This window comes from Campylobacter concisus (genome assembly GCF_902460625.1).
Classification (GTDB): domain Bacteria; phylum Campylobacterota; class Campylobacteria; order Campylobacterales; family Campylobacteraceae; genus Campylobacter_A; species Campylobacter_A concisus_AD.
Genome location: NZ_CABPUT010000012.1, coordinates 1 through 19,456 on the forward strand (window position 1 = coordinate 1; position 19,456 = coordinate 19,456).

The window sequence follows — 19,456 nt, forward strand, 5'->3', positions numbered from 1 at the left end:
GTTTTGATATTATTTTTTTTAGAATATATTAAGTAAACGAATTTTTAAGTTATATATTTTAAAATCTGTTTTTATCTTATCAAATTAACTTCATGTTCATGCTTCTAAATTTAGCACTTAAATGATTTTTAACATCACCACGCTAATGATGATGAGCAATAAAAAGAGGGCTTTTTCTAAATTTATCTTTTCGTTGTTAAATACCACGCCAACCAGCACGGCTCCGACCGCTCCGATACCCGTCCAGATCGCGTACGCTACCGACATCGCCATCGCCTGCATCGCGTAACTCAAAAGCCAGAGCGAAAGGGCGAAATTCGCGGTTAAAATCAAAAAATTTGCCGCCTTTTTCACGCCGAAGCTTTTTTGAAATTTGGTTAGAAAAAACACGCCCGAGACCTCGCAGCATCCCGCCGCCAAAAGAGCTAAAACGTGCGTCAAGATTTTAGCCTTTTTAGCCCCAGTACGCCCGCAACTAGCGTCGCTATGAAAAATAGCTGCAAGGGATCGGGCGCCTGACCGCTTGAGCCGTATTCGCTAACGCTTTCGGCAACCACGATAAAAAACGCTCCAAACCCTACGAATACGGTATATGCGACGCTAACGGGGATATATTTTAAAGCCTTTATAAACGATACGAAGCTAACGCAGACTAATGCGGCGGTAAGCGCGAATCCTACGGCGTTTTGGGCGTGTTTTAGCCCGTACGCCCAGCCGCACTCGGCGACCGCGCCGCATAGCACCCACAAAAAGCCCTTAGTTTGCATCGCCAAGAGCCTGCTTTATCTTAAAAATTTGAGCGATATTTGCGTCTAGTTCGTCCAAATTTAGCATATTCGGTCCGTCGCAAAGCGCCTCGCAAGGATTTACGTGCGTCTCGTAAAAAAATCCATCCACGCCCGCAGCAGCCGCAGCTCGCGCTAGATAAGGCACGAATCTCGCGTCACCGCCGCTTTTCTCACCCAAAGCCGACGGCATCTGCACGCTATGCGTAGCGTCGAAAATCACTGGCGCAAATTCGCGCATTAGCACCAAATTTCGCATATCTACGACTAAATTTCCATATCCAAACGTACTACCTCGCTCCGTTAGCCACACGCCGTTTTGCTTGGCAATCTCGTATCCATCGCCGCTAATACCCCTTGTTTCTAGCACTTTTTTAACAGAATGCTTCATCGCAGACGCCGCTAAAAACTGCCCTTTTTTGATATTTACGACCGCTTTTGTTTTAGCCGCAGCCACGAGTAGATCGGTCTGGCGACACAAAAACGCCGGGATTTGCAGCACGTCGGCCACTTCGCCTACTGGTGCAGCCTGATAGCTCTCGTGGATATCGGTTAAAATTTTAAAGCCGAATTCCTTTTTTACCTTAGCTAAAATTTCGCATCCTTTTTCAAGTCCGGGCCCGCGAAACGAGCTTATACTCGTGCGATTTGCCTTGTCAAAGCTTGATTTGAAATAAAAATCTATCCGCTTATCTTCGTTAAATTTAACCAGCCTTTTTGCCACGTCAAAAACGAGCTGCTCGCTCTCGATCACGCAAGGCCCTGCTATTAGTATCATTTTTTCTCCTTTATTTTTCCCTAAATTTTCTAATCCAATCTATCAAAAGCGGTCTATCGTCGTTTGTAGACGTTTCATACCAATCATTACAAATTTTATAACTAATACCACATATAAGCAGAGGTTTGACATAGTAACGGTCCCAATTATACATACTATCGACTCTTACAAGCACAGGCAAGTTTAATCCAAGATTATCTTTACTATATTTTTTATCTTGTAGTCTGTTTACCTCACTGGGATCCACTTTGCCACTTTCTAAAATTTTTCTCATAATATTATTAGCTACCCATCCTACTTTTTTATCAGCATAATCGTCTTGATTATTCTTATTTTCAATATAGTTTTCAGAAGATTGACAATTTCGTTTAGCCGGCTCCAGTCTTAATTTTTCAAATTTTTCCTCATTTTGTAAATTTATACCAAATAAAGTTAGCATCTGATAAGAACGCATAAAAAGCTCTGCTGTGTCTGCTATATTGCCACTTACTTCCAAAATAGGTCTTAAGACAGAATTTAAAAAGTCATCATTAGCAATTATTCTAAAATCGAATTCCAATCCCATTTCAAGCATCATCTCATTTAGATCAATAAAGCAAGGTTGTAGGGCGTATAAAATTTGTTTGTTTATTTTTGGAGATGCAAAAATAATATTGGCTTTTTTAACACCAAAATATCCATAAATACACATAGCTGTTCTTATGCATTTTTTTACAACTCTAGCCACTGTTTCATCAAGCCCACCATAATTTAGCCCAGACTCATGAAAAGCAACATCAACTGCGTAAATTTCACTAACTCCATCTCTCACACAAGTACCAAGCGCATCACACTCTGCTTGTTGCAAAAGTTGTTTTAATGAAGTATTTTGTTTATAAATTTTATATCTGTATTTGTTTAAAAAAAGCTCATCTGTTTTTGACATTATATTTTCTAGATCGTCTGAAAATTTTATCTCCCATTTTGGAGAAATTTTCCAGTTAGTTTGCACTATTTGGCACTCTTTAACATGACGAAGCCAGGAGTAAAATAAAGATTCACCGATTTCGATTTTCACAGTATTGTCCTACTTTTCTCTAACAACTAAAATTCCACTAACCACGATAAGTATGATGCCTACAAGCGCTAGGTGATTTGGTAACGCATCGCCCATAAAATAGCCAATTATAAGCGTAAAAATGACGTCTGCGTAGCTAACCGCAGCGATCACACCAGCCTTTTTACCAACCGCGAACGCCTTTGTCATGTACGACTGAAAAAAATATCCACTAAGCCCCATTAGCAAGATAAAAACAACGTTATACCAGCTTGGCATGCTAAATTTTGAAAACAAAAAATCAAGTGGTTCGTAGGTGAAAAATTCTGCCAAACCCATGCAAATAAGTGGCAAAAATGATCCCCAAAGCATGAAGCTTAGCACAATAATATTTGTGCCGTAACTTTTGTTTAGCTCCTTTACACTTGTGTATGCGATCGCCGCTCCAAGGCCGCTCCAAACACCGATAATATCAGTCTTGCTTATGCCTAAATTTGGCTGGATAACAAGCAAAATTCCACCAAATCCCAAAAATACAGCAAACCAGCCAAGTGAGCTTAGACGCTCTTTGAAAATAAAAGCTGCAAGGATAGCCGTAAAGATTGGATTTGTCTTTTGAAATGTAAAAGCTGTGGCCAAATTTACATGAGCGACATTGTAAAAAAAAGCAAAAAGCGCGACCGTACCCACAAAACCGCGAAACATCAGCAAAAAAAAGTGTCCACCAGCTTGCTTAAATGGAAATCTATAAATGGCATAAATAACGATAAAAAGGCCTATTAAATTTCTAAAAAATACAACTTCGATAGATGGCATATCTTTGCTAAGATACTTTGCAAATGCGCCAGTAACGGCAAACATAAAGCAAGCAAAGAGCATATAAAAAATGCCAAGATGCGAAATATAAAACCTTTTTAACATCACATAACCTTTAAATTTAAAGTAGCCATTTTAATGAAAAGTGGCTTAAATTTTGGTTGATTTTTTCTTTTATTTTGGCGCTTTTAAGCAAATTTTTATACTTTATATAAGTCAAAAATTTGTATAATCAGCCATCACGAAAAGGACAAAATTTGCAAAAAGTAATATTAGTAGGCAAGCCAAATGTCGGCAAAAGCTCGCTTTTTAACCGCTTAGCTGGTCGTCGTATCGCCATAACAAGCGATGTTAGCGGCACAACAAGAGATACGAACAAAGCTAAGATCGAGGTTGAGGGTAAAGAGTGCATTTTAATCGATAGTGGTGGCCTTGATGATAGTAGCGAGCTTTTTAAAAATGTAAAAGCAAAGACCTTGGCAGAGGCTAAAAATTCAGACGTCATTTTATACATGGTCGATGGCAAAATGATGCCAGATAACGAGGATAGAGCCATTTTTTACGAGCTTAGCAAGCTAAATTTACCAATCGCATTAGTCATCAACAAAATAGACAGCAAAAAAGACGAACAAAGGGAGTGGGAATTTGTAAGCTTTGGCGCGAAAAATTCCTTTGGAATTTCCGTAAGCCACAACACAGGCATAGATGAGCTTAGCATGTGGCTAGCAAAGCATATAGAAGACAAAGTACAGATAAAGGCCGATACGAGCGAAGATTTTGATGATTTTTTAGAAAACTATAACGACGAGGGCGAGCTAAGCGACGAGATAGACTATGAGAGCAAAAACATTAGAGTTGGCATCATAGGCCGCGTAAATGTCGGCAAAAGCTCACTTCTAAATGCCCTTGTAAAAGAGAGTCGCGCCGTCGTTAGCGACGTGGCAGGCACTACGATCGACCCAGTAAATGAAATTTATGAGCATGATGGCAGGGTTTTTGAGTTTGTCGATACTGCTGGTATCAGAAAGCGTGGCAAGATCGAGGGCATCGAGAGATACGCACTAAATAGAACTGAGAAAATTTTAGAAGAGACAGATGTGGCGCTACTTGTGCTTGATAGTTCTGAGCCACTAACCGAGCTTGATGAGCGTATCGCTGGCATCGCTTCAAAATTTGAGCTTGGCGTCATCATCGTGCTAAACAAATGGGACAAAAGTAGCGAAGAATTTGATGAGCTTTGCAAAGAGATAAAAGATAGGTTTAAATTTTTAGCATACGCGCCGATCATCAGTGTTTCGGCACTTGGTGGCAAAAGAGTGCATAAAATTTATCCACTTATAGTTGAAATTTATAAAAACTACACCCAAAAAATCCAAACTTCAAAGCTAAATGAAGTGATCGGTGAAGCGACCAAGGCGCATCCACTGCCACGAGATAAAGGCAGAGTTGTGAAAATTTACTACGCAGTGCAGTTTAAAACTGCGCCGATCATGATAGCGCTTATTATGAACCGCCCAAAATGCCTACACTTTAGCTACAAACGCTATTTAACAAATAAGCTTAGAGAGAGTTTTAACCTAACTGGCGTGCCTATCGTGCTAATCCCTAAAAAACGTGGAGAGAGCGATGAAAACAAAGAACAATAATATCGTTTTGATAGGATTTATGGGCGTTGGCAAGGGCACGACTGCAAGGGCACTAAGCAAGGCACTAAAGACGATGAACCTTGACTGCGACGACCTGCTAGAGAGCTCACAAAATATGAAGATAAAAGCTATCTTTGAAGAGTACGGAGAGGAGCATTTTAGGCAGCTTGAAAAGGATCTGGCTAAATTTCTAGCAACAAATGTCAAAAATGCGATTATCTCAACAGGTGGAGGATTTGCGAAGGTTAAAAATTTAAAAAAAATTGGTACCGTGATCTATCTAAAAGCTAGTTTTGATGCGATCATGCAAAGACTAAAAAATAGTAAAAATAGCGAGAAAAAACTTGCCAAACGTCCACTTTTAAGTGATCTAAAAAGAGCTGAGGCACTTCATCTGGAGCGAGAAGAGCTTTATGAAAAAAAGGCTGATTACATCGTCGAAGTCGAGGGTAAAACTCCAAAGCAAATCGTAAAAGAGATAAGGATGCTTTTAAAAATTTAGTTGTAAAGTGGCATGAGTGCTGCTTGCAACTATAAATTTTAAAATCAGGCTAGATGGCTATCTGGCGTGTTGTTAAAATTTGAAATGTTTGAAATAAATTTAACGTTTTGTAGTTATAAATTTTGGCAAAGTATCGTAAGATGATTTTTTGCTTCACTTTATTCGCAACGCTAAAGCGACGAGAGTTGTATGATAAAAATTTAAGATTAAGCTAGACTAAAAAGTCTAACGTGATGTTAAAAATTTAAACGTTTTGGCAAAGATTTTTTGTTTAGGCGAGGTAAAAATTTGTTTTTAAGCAAAGGCTAGACGCATAATCTGCCAGTTAAATTTTAAGATTAGATTAGATACAAAAACTCTAATGTAACGTTAAAATTTAAAAAGTATTTTTAGCGAAGTATCGTGAGATGATTTTGATAGTTGTGTAGAAATTTTAAGCCGAGGCTAGACACATAGTCTACCGAAAGCTTAAAATTTCAAATCTCTATCAAAAGCGCTCGCGAGAAAAAGCCAAAATTTGAAAGGATAAGATGAGAGTATTAACCGGCCTCCAACCCTCCGGCAAACTACACCTTGGCAACTATTTTGCCTCGATAAAACAGATGGTTGATATGCAAGAGCAAAATGAGATGTTTATGTTTATAGCAAACTACCACGCGATGACGAGCCTTAGCAAGGCAAAAGCCCTAAAGCAAAATACTTTTGAGGCTGCGTGTGCGTTTTTAGCACTTGGGATCGACCCAAATAAAAGCATATTTTGGGTGCAAAGTGATGTTAAAGACGTGCTTGAGCTTTACTGGGTGCTAAGCCAGTACACGCCTATGGGGCTTCTTGAGCGTGCACACAGCTATAAAGACAAAGTCGCAAAGGGCCTTAGTTCGCACCACGGACTCTTTAGCTATCCAGTTTTGATGGCAGCTGACATTTTGCTTTATAATGCGCAGGTCGTACCTGTGGGCAAAGACCAGATCCAGCACGTAGAGATCGCGCGTGATATCGCGATAAAATTTAACAACGAGCATGGAGAAATTTTTACATTGCCTGAGGCAAAGATCGATGAAAATGTCGCCACCGTGCCCGGCACAAATGGCGAAAAGATGAGCAAAAGTTATGGCAATACAATCGACATCTTTGCCGATGCTAAAACGCTTAAAAAGCAAATTTCTAGCATCGTGACAGATGGCACGCCACTTGAAGAACCAAAACAGTGGCAAAACTGCAACGTCTATAATATCGCCAAACTTTTCTTGGATGAAAGTGAGCAAAAAGAGCTTCAAGCTAGATATGAGCGTGGTGGCGAGGGTCATGGGCACTTTAAAGCTTATCTAAATGAGCTTATTTGGGACTATTTTAAAGATGCGAGAGAGAAATTTGAGCATTATCAAAATAATCCTGGCGAAGTGTCTGGAATTTTAGAAATAGGAGCCAAAAAGGCAAGTAATGTTGCTCAAACAACGATAAAAAAAGTTCGTGAAGCAGTCGGAATTTATTAATAAAGGAAAAATATGCAAAATTTATATCCATACGCACAGATAGTTCATCTTTTTTGTGCAATCATCTTTGTTGGTTACCTCTTTTTTGATGTAATCATTTTTAAGGCAGCTTGTAAAAAAATGCCACCTGAGCTTGCTCAAAAGGCAAAACAAGCTATCGGTTCAGTTGCTATTAAGATAATGCCACTTTGTATCTTGCTTTTGGTACTAACTGGAGGTATGATGATGAGTAACTGGGTCGGATCAAAGGCTGGAGGCTACTTTGAGACAAATTTACAAATCATTTTTATGATCAAATTTTTCTTAGCAATGCTAATCGTAGCTGCAGTTATAACAAATTTGAGCTGCAAATTTATATTTAAACGCCCTAGCCCACTTGGTAACATACATCCATTTGCGCTAACAGCGGCAGTTTTTATCGTACTTTTTGCAAAAGTTATGTTTATGGTTTAAGGATACGGAATGATAAATTTAAAACTACTCGAGACAAATTACGATGAATTTGTAAAAAAACTTGAGGGAAAAAATGTAAAAGCTGGGCTACTTGACGAGCTTTTACAAACCTTTAACGAGTTAAAACAAAAGCGCAAAGCACTTGAAAATTTCCAAGCGATCCAAAACGCAAAGAGTAAAGAGCTTGGCATAAAGGCAAGAGCCGGTGAAGACGTAAGTGAGCTTAAAAATGAGCTAAATTTAAACAAAGCCGCACTTTCTGATGCTGATGAGATCGTTAAACAATATGAAGAAAAGCTTGAGCAAATTTCATTTAGCGTGCCAAATATCACCGACGATGACGTGCCATTTGGCAAGGACGAGGACGATAATGTCTGCATAAAAACGGTGCTTGAGCCAACTAAATTTAGCTTTACACCAAAAGAGCACTGGGAGCTAGGTGAGAGCCTTGGTTGGCTTGACTTTGAAAGAGGTGCAAAGCTTTCAGGATCTCGCTTTACCGTACTTCGTGGTATGGGAGCAAGGCTTAGTAGAGCGCTTGTTAATTACATGATCGACTTTAATAGCGCGCGCGGCTTCGAGCTTGTAAATGTCCCTTATCTAGTAAGTTCAAATACACTTTTTGGTACTGGCCAGCTGCCTAAATTTGAAGAGGACCTTTACAAAGTGCGTGACGAGGACCTCTATCTCATCCCAACCAGCGAAGTGCCTGTGACAAATTTATACAATGACACGATCATTGAATCTGAGCAGTTACCTATAAAGATGACTTGCTACTCAGCATGCTTCCGCCAAGAGGCAGGCTCAGCAGGACGTGACACTAGAGGCATGATCCGTCAGCACCAGTTTGAAAAGGTCGAGCTTGTAAGCATCACAAAACCTGATCAAAGCGAGGGCGTGCTTGCTGAGATGATATCTTGTGCTAGCGACTTGCTAACTAGCCTTGGTTTGCCTCACCGCCATATGCTTCTTTGCAGTGGCGACCTTGGCTTTAGCGCGGCAAAGACGATAGACCTTGAGGTTTGGCTACCTGGTCAAGGTAAATATAGAGAGATTAGCTCTATTTCCAATACTCGTGATTTTCAAGCAAGGCGTGCAAAAATCCGCTTTAAAGATGGTAAGAAAAATATGCTTGTAAATACGCTAAATGGCTCAAGTCTAGCTGTGGGTAGGACTCTTATTGCCATCATGGAAAACTACCAAAAAGCAGATGGCACTATCGAAATTCCAGAAGTTCTTAAGAGGTATATGTAGTGGCTGAAGAAGAGGTTGTAGTTTTAAAACCACCTGGCGGGCAAGCAGAGCAAGCGCCTGAAGAGGCAAAAGCCGAAGCGCCTGAAGAGATCGTCTCGCTTGAGAGTATCGCAAGTGAGGGTGTGCTACAAGATGAGAGTATCCCAGAGCCAATCCCTATAAAAAAGAGCAATAAAAAGCTCTTTATAATAGCAGGCGTGGTCGCTCTAGTACTTATCATCTTGATAGTGGTTTTGCTAGTTATCTTGCTAAAGAAAGACAAAAAAGAGAACATAGATACTGCAAGTATCGTAAAAAATATAGAAAACAACTACCAAACGCAAAATTTTGGCGCTTCAAAGATCGATGAAATGATAAATAAAGCCAATCAGCTTTATGAGCGTGGCAACAAATTTGAAGCGTTAAAAATTTATGAAAACATAGCTGTTTATAACCAGTCACTTTCAAACTACAACCTCGGCGTTTCGCAGATGAAACAAGAAAGATGTGATGAGGCGATCGTATCTTTTAACAAAGCTATAACCGATAGAGAAAACACGGCGGTTAGTGCCATAAACGCTGCTGTTTGCTCACTTGAGCTAAATAACACCAAAAATTTTAACTACTATATAGGACTTGCTGACTCATTTTTGCAGTATGAAAACAACTCGCCACTTTATAGCTATTACTACGCGCTTATAAACTACTATAAAGGCAACTATTACGAGGCGCTTCAAGCACTTTCTCATCCAAATACTGCAGATTATAAAAACGAATATGCGTATTTAAGTGCAAAAATTTTATCACTTCTTGGAGATGATGAGAGAGCAATAGCTAGGCTTGAGAGCCAAAAGGCATTTAAGGCCGACTTCACTCTAGCTCAACTTTACGCAAGACTTGGCAAATACGATAAAGCAAGGGATTATCTAACAAAAGCTTCTAAAAATACGCCAAATATCGATCTTATCAAGATGACTGAGGCGCTAATCGATCTAAAAACTGCTGACTACAGCGATGCGGCTGCATTTATCAAAGATGTTTACGACTACAATGCTTCTTTGCCAAGCAAAATTTATAAGATAAAAACGATACTAAAGCCTGATCTTTTTGATGTCAGCCTAGCTCAGGCACACTTTAACGATGATATGTTTTTTGATAGAACAAGGCGCTATGAGACGCTTTTCTACTTCGCACCCTACAAGGTCTTTGATGCAAAACAGAGCATCGAGCAGATAAGAAAAGGCGGCGTTAGCGTCTTTTTAGACGACACTTCAGCAGCAAATGACTATCTTAGCCAAAGTGCAGCTGCTTCAAAAGTAAATGCAAAACTTAGTGAAGCTATTGCAAAAGCACTAAGCTACCGCTTAAAGGAAGCAAATAAAGAGTTTGAAGAGCTAGCCAGCACTTATCCAAATCACTCTATCTTACAATACAACCTCGCCCTAAGTTATGCTCAGCTTGGAAATTTTAGCCTTGCAGCAAAGCACTTCATAGCAAGCTATCACCAGGATGTAAATAACCATCTTGCAGGTATTTTTGGGGCGATTTGTCTAGATATAAATAGAAATTTAAACCCAAAACTCATTGAAGAGATTGGCGAAAATTTAGAAAACGATAAGAGCTTAAAGCCTGTAAATTTATATGCCTCGCTTCTAAGTCTGGTTAGCGGTAACCAAAGTGCGATGATAAGATGGCTTGAAGAACCAAAAGAGCAGACAATGCTAAATTTAGCCTTTGATATCATCATCGCAAAAGTAACAAACAATGATGAGCTAATGGCAAAGAAAGCTGATGAACTACTAAAAATTTTGCCAAATGATATTATTGCAAATATCTTAAATTTCATCTCGAAAAACAAAGAGCAAAATGTCAAAGAGTATGCAAAAGCGATACAAATTCACTTTAATGGCAAGCAGCTTGATTCAAACGCTTTCTATCACGGCGCTGATATCATCAAAAAACAATACATCAAGCTACTTCAAATTTCGGGCTTACTTACAAGAGAGCGTGATAAGTTAAGAGCTGAGCTAAAAAATGCTCCAAAGAATATAAATTTGATCCAAACTCTGGCCTATGTCGATATCTTTACAAACGACTTTGAAGAGAGCTATAAACTTTATAATCAAGCGATCGATGAGTTTAAAGTAAATGACGCTGGCACATTATTTTTAGCATCTGTGGCTGCGACAGGAGCTGGAAAAGTATCAAACGCGATCGCACTTTTAGAGCTAACAAAACTAAATGATGCTAGTGCTATCGAAAATAGAATAGCTCTTGGCCTAATGTATCAGCAGATAGATAATATAAAAGCAGCTCTTATACAATACAGCAAAATAGGAAATGTTGAGTATAAAAGCGAATTTTACGACTTTGAGATAGATAATGAGTGATAAAAATTTAACTAGGCTTTGGCCTAGTTAAATCCATGTTATAAGAGCTTTAAAAATTTCTCAAAATTACCGACCAAGAAAGTAAAAATTTTATTAAAGTTTAGCTTTTTATTCGAGCTTAGTTTAAATAGCACTCGTTAGTGCCCCTACCTTTGCGAAACGTTATAAAAAAAGCTAACGATCTGTTTTGCTAGACGTTCTTTAAAAAATGGCCAAATGTAGCTTGGCGAATAGACATTGCCAGCTTGCATAAGCGAGATATTTGTCGCCTTTTCGCCACCATTTTTTGGACGCACTAGCACGCTTACTTGCATGTGATAAGTATAGCTATTTGTACTAAAGTCATCATCGTCGTAATAGCCAAATGGGAAAAACATCGAGTAGCCAAAGCCAAAGCTTGGTCTGCCAAAGCCATATCCCATGCCCATCGAAAATCTAGGATCTCTTTTGATTATCCTAGAAAAGCTTTGCACATCACCAAGGATGATGAAGTCAGCATTTTTGATATTTGGCTCGTTTCTAAAGCCAGCCTTTATAAATTCGCTTAAAATTTCAGCATTTACATCTTGCCCGGTCGCACTATTTTTAAAATTTACATAGACGCTTCTGTTTGCTTCATTAAGCGTAAAAAAGATCGGATCGCTCGTTTTGACCGAGATATTTGGAGTGCTGTTAGCACATCCAACAAAAAATACTGCTAAGACAAATAAAAAGAAATTTTTCATATTCACTCCTACAAGAGCGATCTTATAGCACTTTCAAGTACGCTTTTTGGTGTAAGACCGATAAATTTTGATCGCATCTTACCATCTTTATCAAAAAAATAGATAACTGGCACGCCCATGACGCCACCAACTGCCTTACTAAAGTAATCAACTGAAACCTTGTCACTCGTAGTTTTAAAGGTGATGTTGTGCTCTTTTAAAAGCTCAATATCTTTATCAAAGCCTTTACTAGGTCCTAAAACACCAATGAATTGAACCTCTTTACCATACTCTTTTTCAAGTGTATTTAGATCAGGTATAGCAGCCTTGCACACTCCGCAGTCCGTACCAAAGAAAAATAGCATATATGGCTTATCGCCTATCTTTAGCCTCTTTTCTGTTGGAAAAAACTGCGTATCAATGCCGCTTGAGTCATTTAGCGTAATGTGATGCTTCTCATACTGCTTGACGCAGCCCATAACTAGGGCTGAGACTAGACATAAAAATAAAATTTTATATCTCATTTGGTACCTTTGGATTTTCAATAGTGCGAATTTTTTCTAGCTTACCATGTCTTAGATAGACGATCTTATCGCCATACTCGCCAAGATCAGGGTTGTGGGTTACTAGAAGTATCGTCTTTCCATCTTTCCTTAGCTTGCAAAATAGATCAAGTATAACTCTTTCATTTGCTTCATCAAGGTTACCAGTTGGCTCATCTGCTATTAAAATTTCAGGATCGTTTATGAGCGAGCGTGCGATACAAAGGCGTTGTTGCTCACCACCACTTAGCTGACTTGGTCTGTGCGTTAGCCTATGTGAAAGACCAACTGCCTCGAGTGCCTTTTTAGCGTCCTCTTCATCAACTGAGCTGTGATAGTACTGAGCAATCATTACATTTTCAAGTGCGCTAAGATATGGCACTAAGTGAAACTGCTGAAAAATAAGACCGATCTTCTCGCGTCTAAATTTAAGTGTATCATCAGCATTTAGATTGCTCGCATCATCGCCACCGAGCATATAAGTACCACTACTTGGAGTATCCATTAGAGAAAGGATATTTACAAGCGTACTCTTACCACTACCACTTGGTCCCATTACGCTGACCCACTCACCTTTTTTAACCTCAAAATTTATATCATCAAGTGCTTTAACATCGCCAAAAATTTTACAAATATTTTTTAATTCTAGTGCATTTTGCATATCATTCTCCTCTTAATGTATCTGCCATTTTATTATTAAGTGCCCGTTTGATCGGATAAAACGCTGCGATCGCTGCAAATAAAAGCGATATTATCACAGCTACTGGGATGCTTAAAATTCTAAAATCAATACTAGAATCAAATATCGCATAACCTAAAATTTGAGCTAGTAAATATCCTAAGAATGCACCAACTAATGCTGAAATGAGCGCTGTTACAAATGTCTCAAAACCAAATAGCTTTAGTACATCCTTTTTGCTTGCACCTATGGCTCTTAGAAGTGCGATCTCCTTTGAGCGAGAGAGCAAGATAGCACTAAGCGTTGTATTTACGCACATTGAAGTAATGAGCAAAATAACAAGGCTAACAAGCGCCATTAATAGCTTGATCTTTTCCAAAATATAGCCCTCAGACTTTGAGACCTTTGCCACTGGTTTTGCAGCTATTTCTTCATTGCTTATAGTCTTTGCAAGCGATGTTATCTCATCAAAGTTACCAAGCACAACAGCTTCAGCATAGTTTATTTTGCCAGCTTTATTTGAAATTTTTTGAGCCAAAGATAGTGACGTGATCAAAAGCGCATCCTCTTTGTCGCCACTTGCGACTACGCCTTTTATCTTTACATTTATGCTCTCATTTGAGCCAATGGCGCGAATTTCTATATCATCGCCTGCTTTAAAGCCAGCCTGACGAGCAAGATCGACGCCTATTAGCACATTTTTATCGTCAAAATCAACATTTATCATCGTTCCATCTCTAACATCTAAAAATGGTTTAACTTTTTTTAGATTGCTAAATTTTGTTCCCATGACGATAGCGTTTGTTGGACCGATATTTGCCTGAGCAAAGAGATAACCGCTCTCACCAAGAAGCTTGTCTTTTGGCACTTTAGCGATCATTTCATTGTAAGTTTTTTCACTCATATCATCGCTTGTAGCCATATCTTTTGGAGCAAAGATCATATTTGCGCCATAAGTTTTTAGCTCACGTGAGACTTTAGAGTCAATGTCAAGATAGACATTGACAAATGCAGCACACACGCATGCTCCAAGCAAGATAGAGATCACGATGACCATTACTCTTGATGAGCCGTTTTTTAAACTTTTATAAATTGTATTGTAAAAGAATTTGCTATTTGCGGTCATATAGCACCTCCGCAGGTAGTAAATTTATGACGTTTCTCATTGGCATTAGCGAGCCAACGACTGAGATAAGCAAGGCAAATGCCACGCTTATAGGTAGCACGATCCAAGCTATGCCTATGCCGTGAGAGAATATGATGTAAGACATCACGTAGCTTAGCGCATATCCTAAAAATGCTCCTGTGATGCCAGCAAAAAAGGCAACTACAAGACTTTCGCTAGCAAAAAGGGCGTAAATTTCAAAGTTGCTAGCACCTATAGCTTTTAAAAGGCCGATCTCTTTCTTACGGCGGTAAATTTCACTTGTCATTAGTGACGTTATACCAATAGCTGAAACCACAAGAGCGATGATGCTAACGATACCCATTAGGCTTTGAATTTTCTTTACGATATTACTCTCCGCATCACTTACCTGAAGGCTTGCCTTTGCGCTAACATTTGGTAAATTTTCTTCTATCTGAAATGCGATTGATCCTGCATAGGCTGAGCAGTACCATTTATCGTACTCTGCACTATCAAGATTGTCTAAATTTCTTCTTGCTTTTAACGATAGGTCATTTTCTGGGATCGTCATGGCTGAGACTTCAGCTTTTGTATATGATCCAGCGTGTCCTGAGAGATCGCCAGCAAGTTTAAGTGAGCCAACTAGCTTATGCGTCTCGTCACTAGCTCCTTTTAAAATTCCAACTATTTTAACCTCTTTTGTGCCGTTTTTGCCAGTAAGGCTAAGCTTGTCGCCAACCTTTAAATTTTTAGCCTTAGAAAGTTCTTCGCCAACTAAAATTTCATCCATACTTTCATCTTTTGGCCAAACACCCTCAACGCCCCAAAATCCATACAAGCTCTTAACGCCTGTGCTAAATTCTGGCTCGTCTTTTAAGCCGATATTTTTGTCAAAATATGTTCCCTCAAAGCTAAATTCATTACCTTTTTCATCTTTGACCTTTGTCTCTAGAAACGGCGCAAAAGCAACGATATTATTTCTCCAAAAGATCTCTTTTATCTTATAAAGATCAGCCTCTGGGAGTAAATTTTGTGATTTTAGTGGGGTGAAATTTTTACCCTCTATCTCGATGCTTAGGCTCTCACCGCGTGGTAAAACGACGATATTTGAGCCATAGCCTCTAAGCTCGCTTGCCACTTGATCGCCGATTTTAAGCGTGATATTTAGCATGCAAGCTATCAAAAGAGCAGCTAGCAAGATGGTGATAAACGCCATCGTCTTTTGCACCTTTGAGCCCGTGATCGAGCTTTTTATCATTCTTAGTTGCATATTTTTCATTTTAACGTTCCATTTGTTTCTACATATTTTTCTGGATTTGCTTCAAATTTCGCCTGAGTTTCGTTGCTCTCAAAGAAATATGTGCGTCCGTAGTATAAATATGATCTTGAATCAAGATTGCTCACCTTTTTGCGACTAACTGGGTCAAGCACCATCTTTTCGACGACCTTGCTAAAGTAGTTTGCCCCTGCGACGATCGTTTTGTAATCAACTATGATATTTTTACCATCAAAGGTAAATGCCATAGGGATCGGGTTACAACCACCCTCTTTGCCAACTGACGGTAAGAAAATTCTGACGTTACAAGAGATGCAGATAAGGTCGTTTCCTTTCTTGATATAGCCCATGTCGCCGCAGATCATACACGAGTCAAAGACGATGACTGGAGATGGGCGGTCACTAAAGCGGTTTAGTAAGAAAAATCTTATCTGCTTACCCTCATCTGTGATGTAGGCAAATCTGTGAAGTTCATTATCTTTTAGCATATCAACATCAAATATAAATTTATCTCCCACTGGCTCAACCAAGACCGGCTCTGAAATTTGAGGTGGGCGAGATGCGTAAAGATCAAAATAAAGTGAAAATCCAAGCGCTATTAAAACGCTGCAAAATGCAAATTTTGCATTGTCAAAGACATTTTCTCTAATGGCTTTTGTAAAGCGGTATTTGATAGAGCCAAACGTGCTCTTATCGATACTCTTTGGCACAAAGCAAAGCGCGATGATGCATAAAAGAAGGATCACTACTATATAAAAATAGGCACTAAATTCTGTGACGTAGATGCCTTTTGCGCTGATAGATAAAATTTGAGAATTTAGCTCGCTACTTATCTTTAAAGCGCCTGCACGTAAAAGCTCAAGTGCAGTTTGTGAGCTTCTATCAACTAGTAAAAATACTAATGTGATAAGAGCTAAAATTTTAGCTATTGATGATGGGATGCTTTCTTTTAAATTTGAAATGAAAAAGAACAAAAAGACAAGCAGTATCATCGCAAATATCATAAGGAAGAAGCTAATGACTGAAAGCGTATCTAGTAGCTCACCACCAAATAACGGGAACAAGGCGCTGCTTGAACTATAGCCAAAGCCAAAGCCGATGCCTAAAATAAAAAATGTTACAATTTTTGCTATCTTAAGCTCGAAAAATATCCATAAAATGCTAATGAGTAGAAAAACTAGTGTCACAGAATCTATGAAAATTTTAAACTGATCATCAACAAGCGCATGACGAGCAGCTTTAAAGATAAGCACACCAGCAACAACGCCAAGAAATGACGGTAGGAAGATCGTTTTTAAACTTTTGCCATTGTTATTTAAGGCAGCAAAAAGCGTAAATCCAAGGAGGGCTAAAAAGACCTGATAGAAGTAAATTGACATAACTAAACCCTATGAGAATTTTTAAAAAGGGGCGAGAAAGCCCCAAAGTGATTATTTAACAGGACCACCTGTCCATTGAAATTTATAAGTTGTTGTGAAAGGCTCAAACCATTTACCAACACCAGTCTCTTTGTCAGCGTGACGACCAAAGCCTTGTTTTTCTGGATTGTCGATGTGGAATTTAAGCTCATAGTTACCAACACCTGTATCCATTTTTATGTTAGCACCGTAGTGTGGGCCATCGCTTGCAACCATAGGCATAAATGTACCTTTTTTAGTTTTACCATTATCAAGGTTTTTTAGCTCATAGTTGATTTTTAGATATGGGATCCACTCGCCTTCGCCAAAGCCGTTTTTGTTGCCTTTTACAGCGTGGATGTCAGCTTCTAGGTGAAGATCAGCTAAGCTTGGAGCTAGATCAACGCCTTTTGGCTCCATGTCGATTGGCTCAAGATAAACAGCAGCTATCTCCATGCCATTAGCCTCTACAGGCTCACCGATTGGGTGCTCTCCAGCAAGTGCAAAACCAGCTGCTAGGCTAAGTGCTAGAGCTGAACTAAGAATTTTATTCATATTCTCTCCTTTAAATAAGATTAATTTTTATTTTGTTTTGATTTCATAATAACGATGCCTATAACTAGGGCAAGCACCATAATGATTTGAGGCACTAAGCTCTCATAATATGGCTGAAGTCCTAGCCAGTCCCTCATCCAGTCAGGGAAGCTAAGTCCATTTATGATAGTTGGGATGAAAATTTTACCCTCAACTAGCTCGCCGACACCCTTACCAACAAAGACGATCGACATATAAAAGATGATCGCTGACGTAAATATAAAAAATGGTTTAATAGGAATTTTAACAGCAAAAATTTTAAATAAGAAATAGACTATTAAAAGAACGACAAGTCCTATCACAAAGCCAGCTGCTATCATTGAGTAACCAGCTGAATCTTTAGCTCCAAAAATAAGTGCCTGATAAAATAGTACAGTTTCAGCACCCTCTCTAAATACTGCTAAAAATACAGTCCACCAAAGCGTTGCAGTTGAGCCACTTGAGATAGAGTCAGAGACATGAGATTTGATGTAGTCATTCCATTTTTTAGCACCAGCATTTGAAAGAAGCCAGAAACCAACATAAAATAGAAGTCCCACTGCAACAAGCATCGTGATGCCTTCCATAAGCTCTCTTTTTTGACCTGCTGCCTCGCCAAAAATGACATTCATTAGCCATGCCATGACAAAACTTAAGATAACAGCCACACCAACTGAACTATAAACAACTTTACCCATCGCTTTAGCATTACCAGTTTTTACAAGATATGCAACGACAGCAGCAACGATGATAAGTGCCTCAAAGCCTTCTCTTAAAATAATAGTCAAAGCCCAAACAAATAAAGACCAAGGTGAGCTTGAACTGCTAGTTTTCTCAAGTGCAGCTGCTAGCTGAGACGACATCTTGCTTGCACTTTCTTGAAGAGTTTTTTCATCTGCGCCTGACTTCATAAGGGCTACGAGGTTACCAAATGTAGCTTCAATAGCTGTTTTTAAATTTACATCTATTGCGCCTACTTTATTCTCCATGCCGCTACCTTCAAACTCATCAAAGTAGATATCTTGGATATCGCCCATGGCTTTTTTTGCATCACCGTTTTTATAAAGTGTGATAGCGGCTTGAATTTTATCGTTTATATTTTGAACGACTTTGGTATAATCTACACCACTATCTTCTTCAGAAGCTGCTTCTACATCGCTCATATCAACTTTTGCAAGCTTTGCAGTATCAGCTGGTAGTTTTGAGACAGCGTCATACGCTAGCTTTTTGATCTCATCTAGCTTAGTTTTAAAGTCATCTTTGCTTATGCCATTTGTAATGCCGCTGATCGCTTCGCCCATCTTTCTTTGGATATCAGCATCTATGCTTTTACCATTTTCTATATGCTGGCGAATAGCGATTTCAAGTTGAGTATTTCTGTAGTCTGTAAATTTAGCATCTTGGATAGCACTTTTGGCGTCATCTTGCTTATCGCTCTCATAGCTTGCTATTGCTTTATCTATATCGGCTGATAAATTTGTAAATGCCACCTTCCACTCAGGGATAAATTTAGAAGTATCATAGTCAGTTGTAGCAGCTTGTGCTGGGCTGTCTGAGTACTCACCAACTAGTCTATGTCCTTTTAAGATAACTGGTAGAACTTCAGCGATCTCGCTATTTATCTGATCTATTCTTTTTTGCACATCGTCTGGTGCTTCGCCTGCTTTTATTGCCTTTCTGATTTCGCCAAATTGCTTCTCCATAGAGTAAGCTTTTTTCTGACCTAAATTTATTCTAATGCCAGCTTCAACATCTTCAAATAAGCCAAAATAAGCATTTTGAGTATCGCTGACTGCTTGTTCAACATTGCCCGCTCTATACTCTGTTATTACTTTTTGTAGCGACTCTTTTATCTGAGCTGCGACCTGCTCGTAATCCTCATTTTTTGCTATAAGCCAAATAGGCAACAACATAATTAGCATAAATTTTAAAAATTTATTCATTGAATAAACCACCTGTGAGATTTTTTTGAAGCGAATATTACCAAGGCTTTACTTTGATTAAAATAAAAACGATTATCATAAAAT

The 19,456-nt window shown here is 38.9% G+C and carries 19 protein-coding genes; 6 read left to right on the plus strand and 13 right to left on the minus strand.

The annotated features are described in order from the left end of the window. Positions 1–117: 117 nt before the first annotated feature. The 5 genes from F3G69_RS08770 to F3G69_RS08790 are packed head-to-tail and all read right to left on the minus strand — an operon-like array spanning position 118 to position 3,520. Complete coding sequence (locus tag F3G69_RS08770) at positions 118–441, minus strand: DMT family transporter (RefSeq protein WP_149715017.1); 324 nt, start codon at positions 439–441, stop codon at positions 118–120. Continuing rightward, positions 438–767, minus strand: a complete 330-nt coding sequence (locus F3G69_RS08775) for a DMT family transporter (protein WP_107792780.1) — start codon at positions 765–767, stop codon at positions 438–440. The genes F3G69_RS08770 and F3G69_RS08775 overlap by 4 nt, the downstream gene beginning before the upstream one ends. Then, the gene (kdsA, locus tag F3G69_RS08780; RefSeq protein WP_107792781.1) at positions 757–1,563 is read right to left on the minus strand and encodes a 3-deoxy-8-phosphooctulonate synthase; all 807 of its coding nucleotides are present in this window, start codon (positions 1,561–1,563) and stop codon (positions 757–759) included. Before kdsA ends, F3G69_RS08775 begins: the two co-directional genes overlap by 11 nt. Before the next feature lie 10 nt (positions 1,564–1,573). Further along, positions 1,574–2,620: a hypothetical protein gene (locus tag F3G69_RS08785; protein WP_149715018.1), complete on the minus strand. Its 1,047-nt coding sequence runs from the start codon at positions 2,618–2,620 to the stop codon at positions 1,574–1,576. Positions 2,621–2,629: 9 nt separating this feature from the next. Next, positions 2,630–3,520, minus strand: a complete 891-nt coding sequence (locus tag F3G69_RS08790) for a DMT family transporter (RefSeq protein ID WP_149715019.1) — start codon at positions 3,518–3,520, stop codon at positions 2,630–2,632. Between the two features lie 152 nt (positions 3,521–3,672). Here F3G69_RS08790 and der point away from each other — a divergent pair, with 152 nt between their 5' ends. From der to F3G69_RS08820, 6 genes are all read left to right on the plus strand, one after another. Then, positions 3,673–5,061, plus strand: coding sequence for a ribosome biogenesis GTPase Der (gene der / locus F3G69_RS08795; RefSeq protein ID WP_149715020.1), 1,389 nt, complete (start codon positions 3,673–3,675; stop codon positions 5,059–5,061). Beyond that, positions 5,042–5,563, plus strand: coding sequence for a shikimate kinase (locus F3G69_RS08800; RefSeq protein ID WP_054196151.1), 522 nt, complete (start codon positions 5,042–5,044; stop codon positions 5,561–5,563). The genes der and F3G69_RS08800 overlap by 20 nt, the downstream gene beginning before the upstream one ends. A gap of 530 nt (positions 5,564–6,093) precedes the next feature. Further along, entirely contained in the window at positions 6,094–7,056 is a 963-nt protein-coding gene (gene trpS, locus F3G69_RS08805) for a tryptophan--tRNA ligase (RefSeq protein WP_149715021.1), read from the plus strand. Positions 7,057–7,068: 12 nt separating this feature from the next. After that, positions 7,069–7,509 carry a hypothetical protein gene (locus tag F3G69_RS08810; protein WP_021090475.1) on the plus strand — a complete coding sequence of 147 codons (441 nt, stop codon included), beginning with the start codon at positions 7,069–7,071 and terminating at the stop codon, positions 7,507–7,509. A gap of 9 nt (positions 7,510–7,518) precedes the next feature. After that, positions 7,519–8,763, plus strand: coding sequence for a serine--tRNA ligase (gene serS, locus F3G69_RS08815; RefSeq protein WP_149715022.1), 1,245 nt, complete (start codon positions 7,519–7,521; stop codon positions 8,761–8,763). Next, positions 8,763–11,132, plus strand: coding sequence for a tetratricopeptide repeat protein (locus F3G69_RS08820; RefSeq protein WP_149715023.1), 2,370 nt, complete (start codon positions 8,763–8,765; stop codon positions 11,130–11,132). Before serS ends, F3G69_RS08820 begins: the two co-directional genes overlap by 1 nt. Positions 11,133–11,278: 146 nt before the next feature. Here the strand turns inward: F3G69_RS08820 and F3G69_RS08825 are convergent, their stop codons facing one another. The 8 genes from F3G69_RS08825 to F3G69_RS08860 are packed head-to-tail and all read right to left on the minus strand — an operon-like array spanning position 11,279 to position 19,372. Beyond that, entirely contained in the window at positions 11,279–11,857 is a 579-nt protein-coding gene (locus F3G69_RS08825; RefSeq protein ID WP_149715024.1) for a hypothetical protein, read from the minus strand. 8 nt (positions 11,858–11,865) lie between these two features. Next, positions 11,866–12,360 (minus strand): TlpA family protein disulfide reductase, encoded by a 495-nt coding sequence (locus tag F3G69_RS08830; protein ID WP_021090806.1) that lies wholly within the window; start codon positions 12,358–12,360, stop codon positions 11,866–11,868. Then, the gene (locus F3G69_RS08835) at positions 12,350–13,039 is read right to left on the minus strand and encodes an ABC transporter ATP-binding protein (RefSeq protein ID WP_054196145.1); all 690 of its coding nucleotides are present in this window, start codon (positions 13,037–13,039) and stop codon (positions 12,350–12,352) included. The genes F3G69_RS08830 and F3G69_RS08835 overlap by 11 nt, the downstream gene beginning before the upstream one ends. Before the next feature lies 1 nt (position 13,040). Continuing rightward, a complete protein-coding gene (locus tag F3G69_RS08840) occupies positions 13,041–14,183 on the minus strand; it encodes an ABC transporter permease (RefSeq protein WP_084108994.1) in 1,143 nt (380 codons plus the stop codon). After that, the gene (locus tag F3G69_RS08845; RefSeq protein ID WP_149715025.1) at positions 14,170–15,462 is read right to left on the minus strand and encodes an ABC transporter permease; all 1,293 of its coding nucleotides are present in this window, start codon (positions 15,460–15,462) and stop codon (positions 14,170–14,172) included. The genes F3G69_RS08840 and F3G69_RS08845 overlap by 14 nt, the downstream gene beginning before the upstream one ends. Further along, entirely contained in the window at positions 15,459–16,838 is a 1,380-nt protein-coding gene (locus tag F3G69_RS08850) for a Fe-S-containing protein (RefSeq protein ID WP_149715026.1), read from the minus strand. Before F3G69_RS08850 ends, F3G69_RS08845 begins: the two co-directional genes overlap by 4 nt. Positions 16,839–16,889: 51 nt before the next feature. Next, a complete protein-coding gene (locus F3G69_RS08855; RefSeq protein ID WP_085657784.1) occupies positions 16,890–17,411 on the minus strand; it encodes an iron transporter in 522 nt (173 codons plus the stop codon). Positions 17,412–17,431: 20 nt separating this feature from the next. Next, the gene (locus tag F3G69_RS08860; RefSeq protein WP_149715027.1) at positions 17,432–19,372 is read right to left on the minus strand and encodes an FTR1 family iron permease; all 1,941 of its coding nucleotides are present in this window, start codon (positions 19,370–19,372) and stop codon (positions 17,432–17,434) included. Positions 19,373–19,456: the final 84 nt, after the last annotated feature.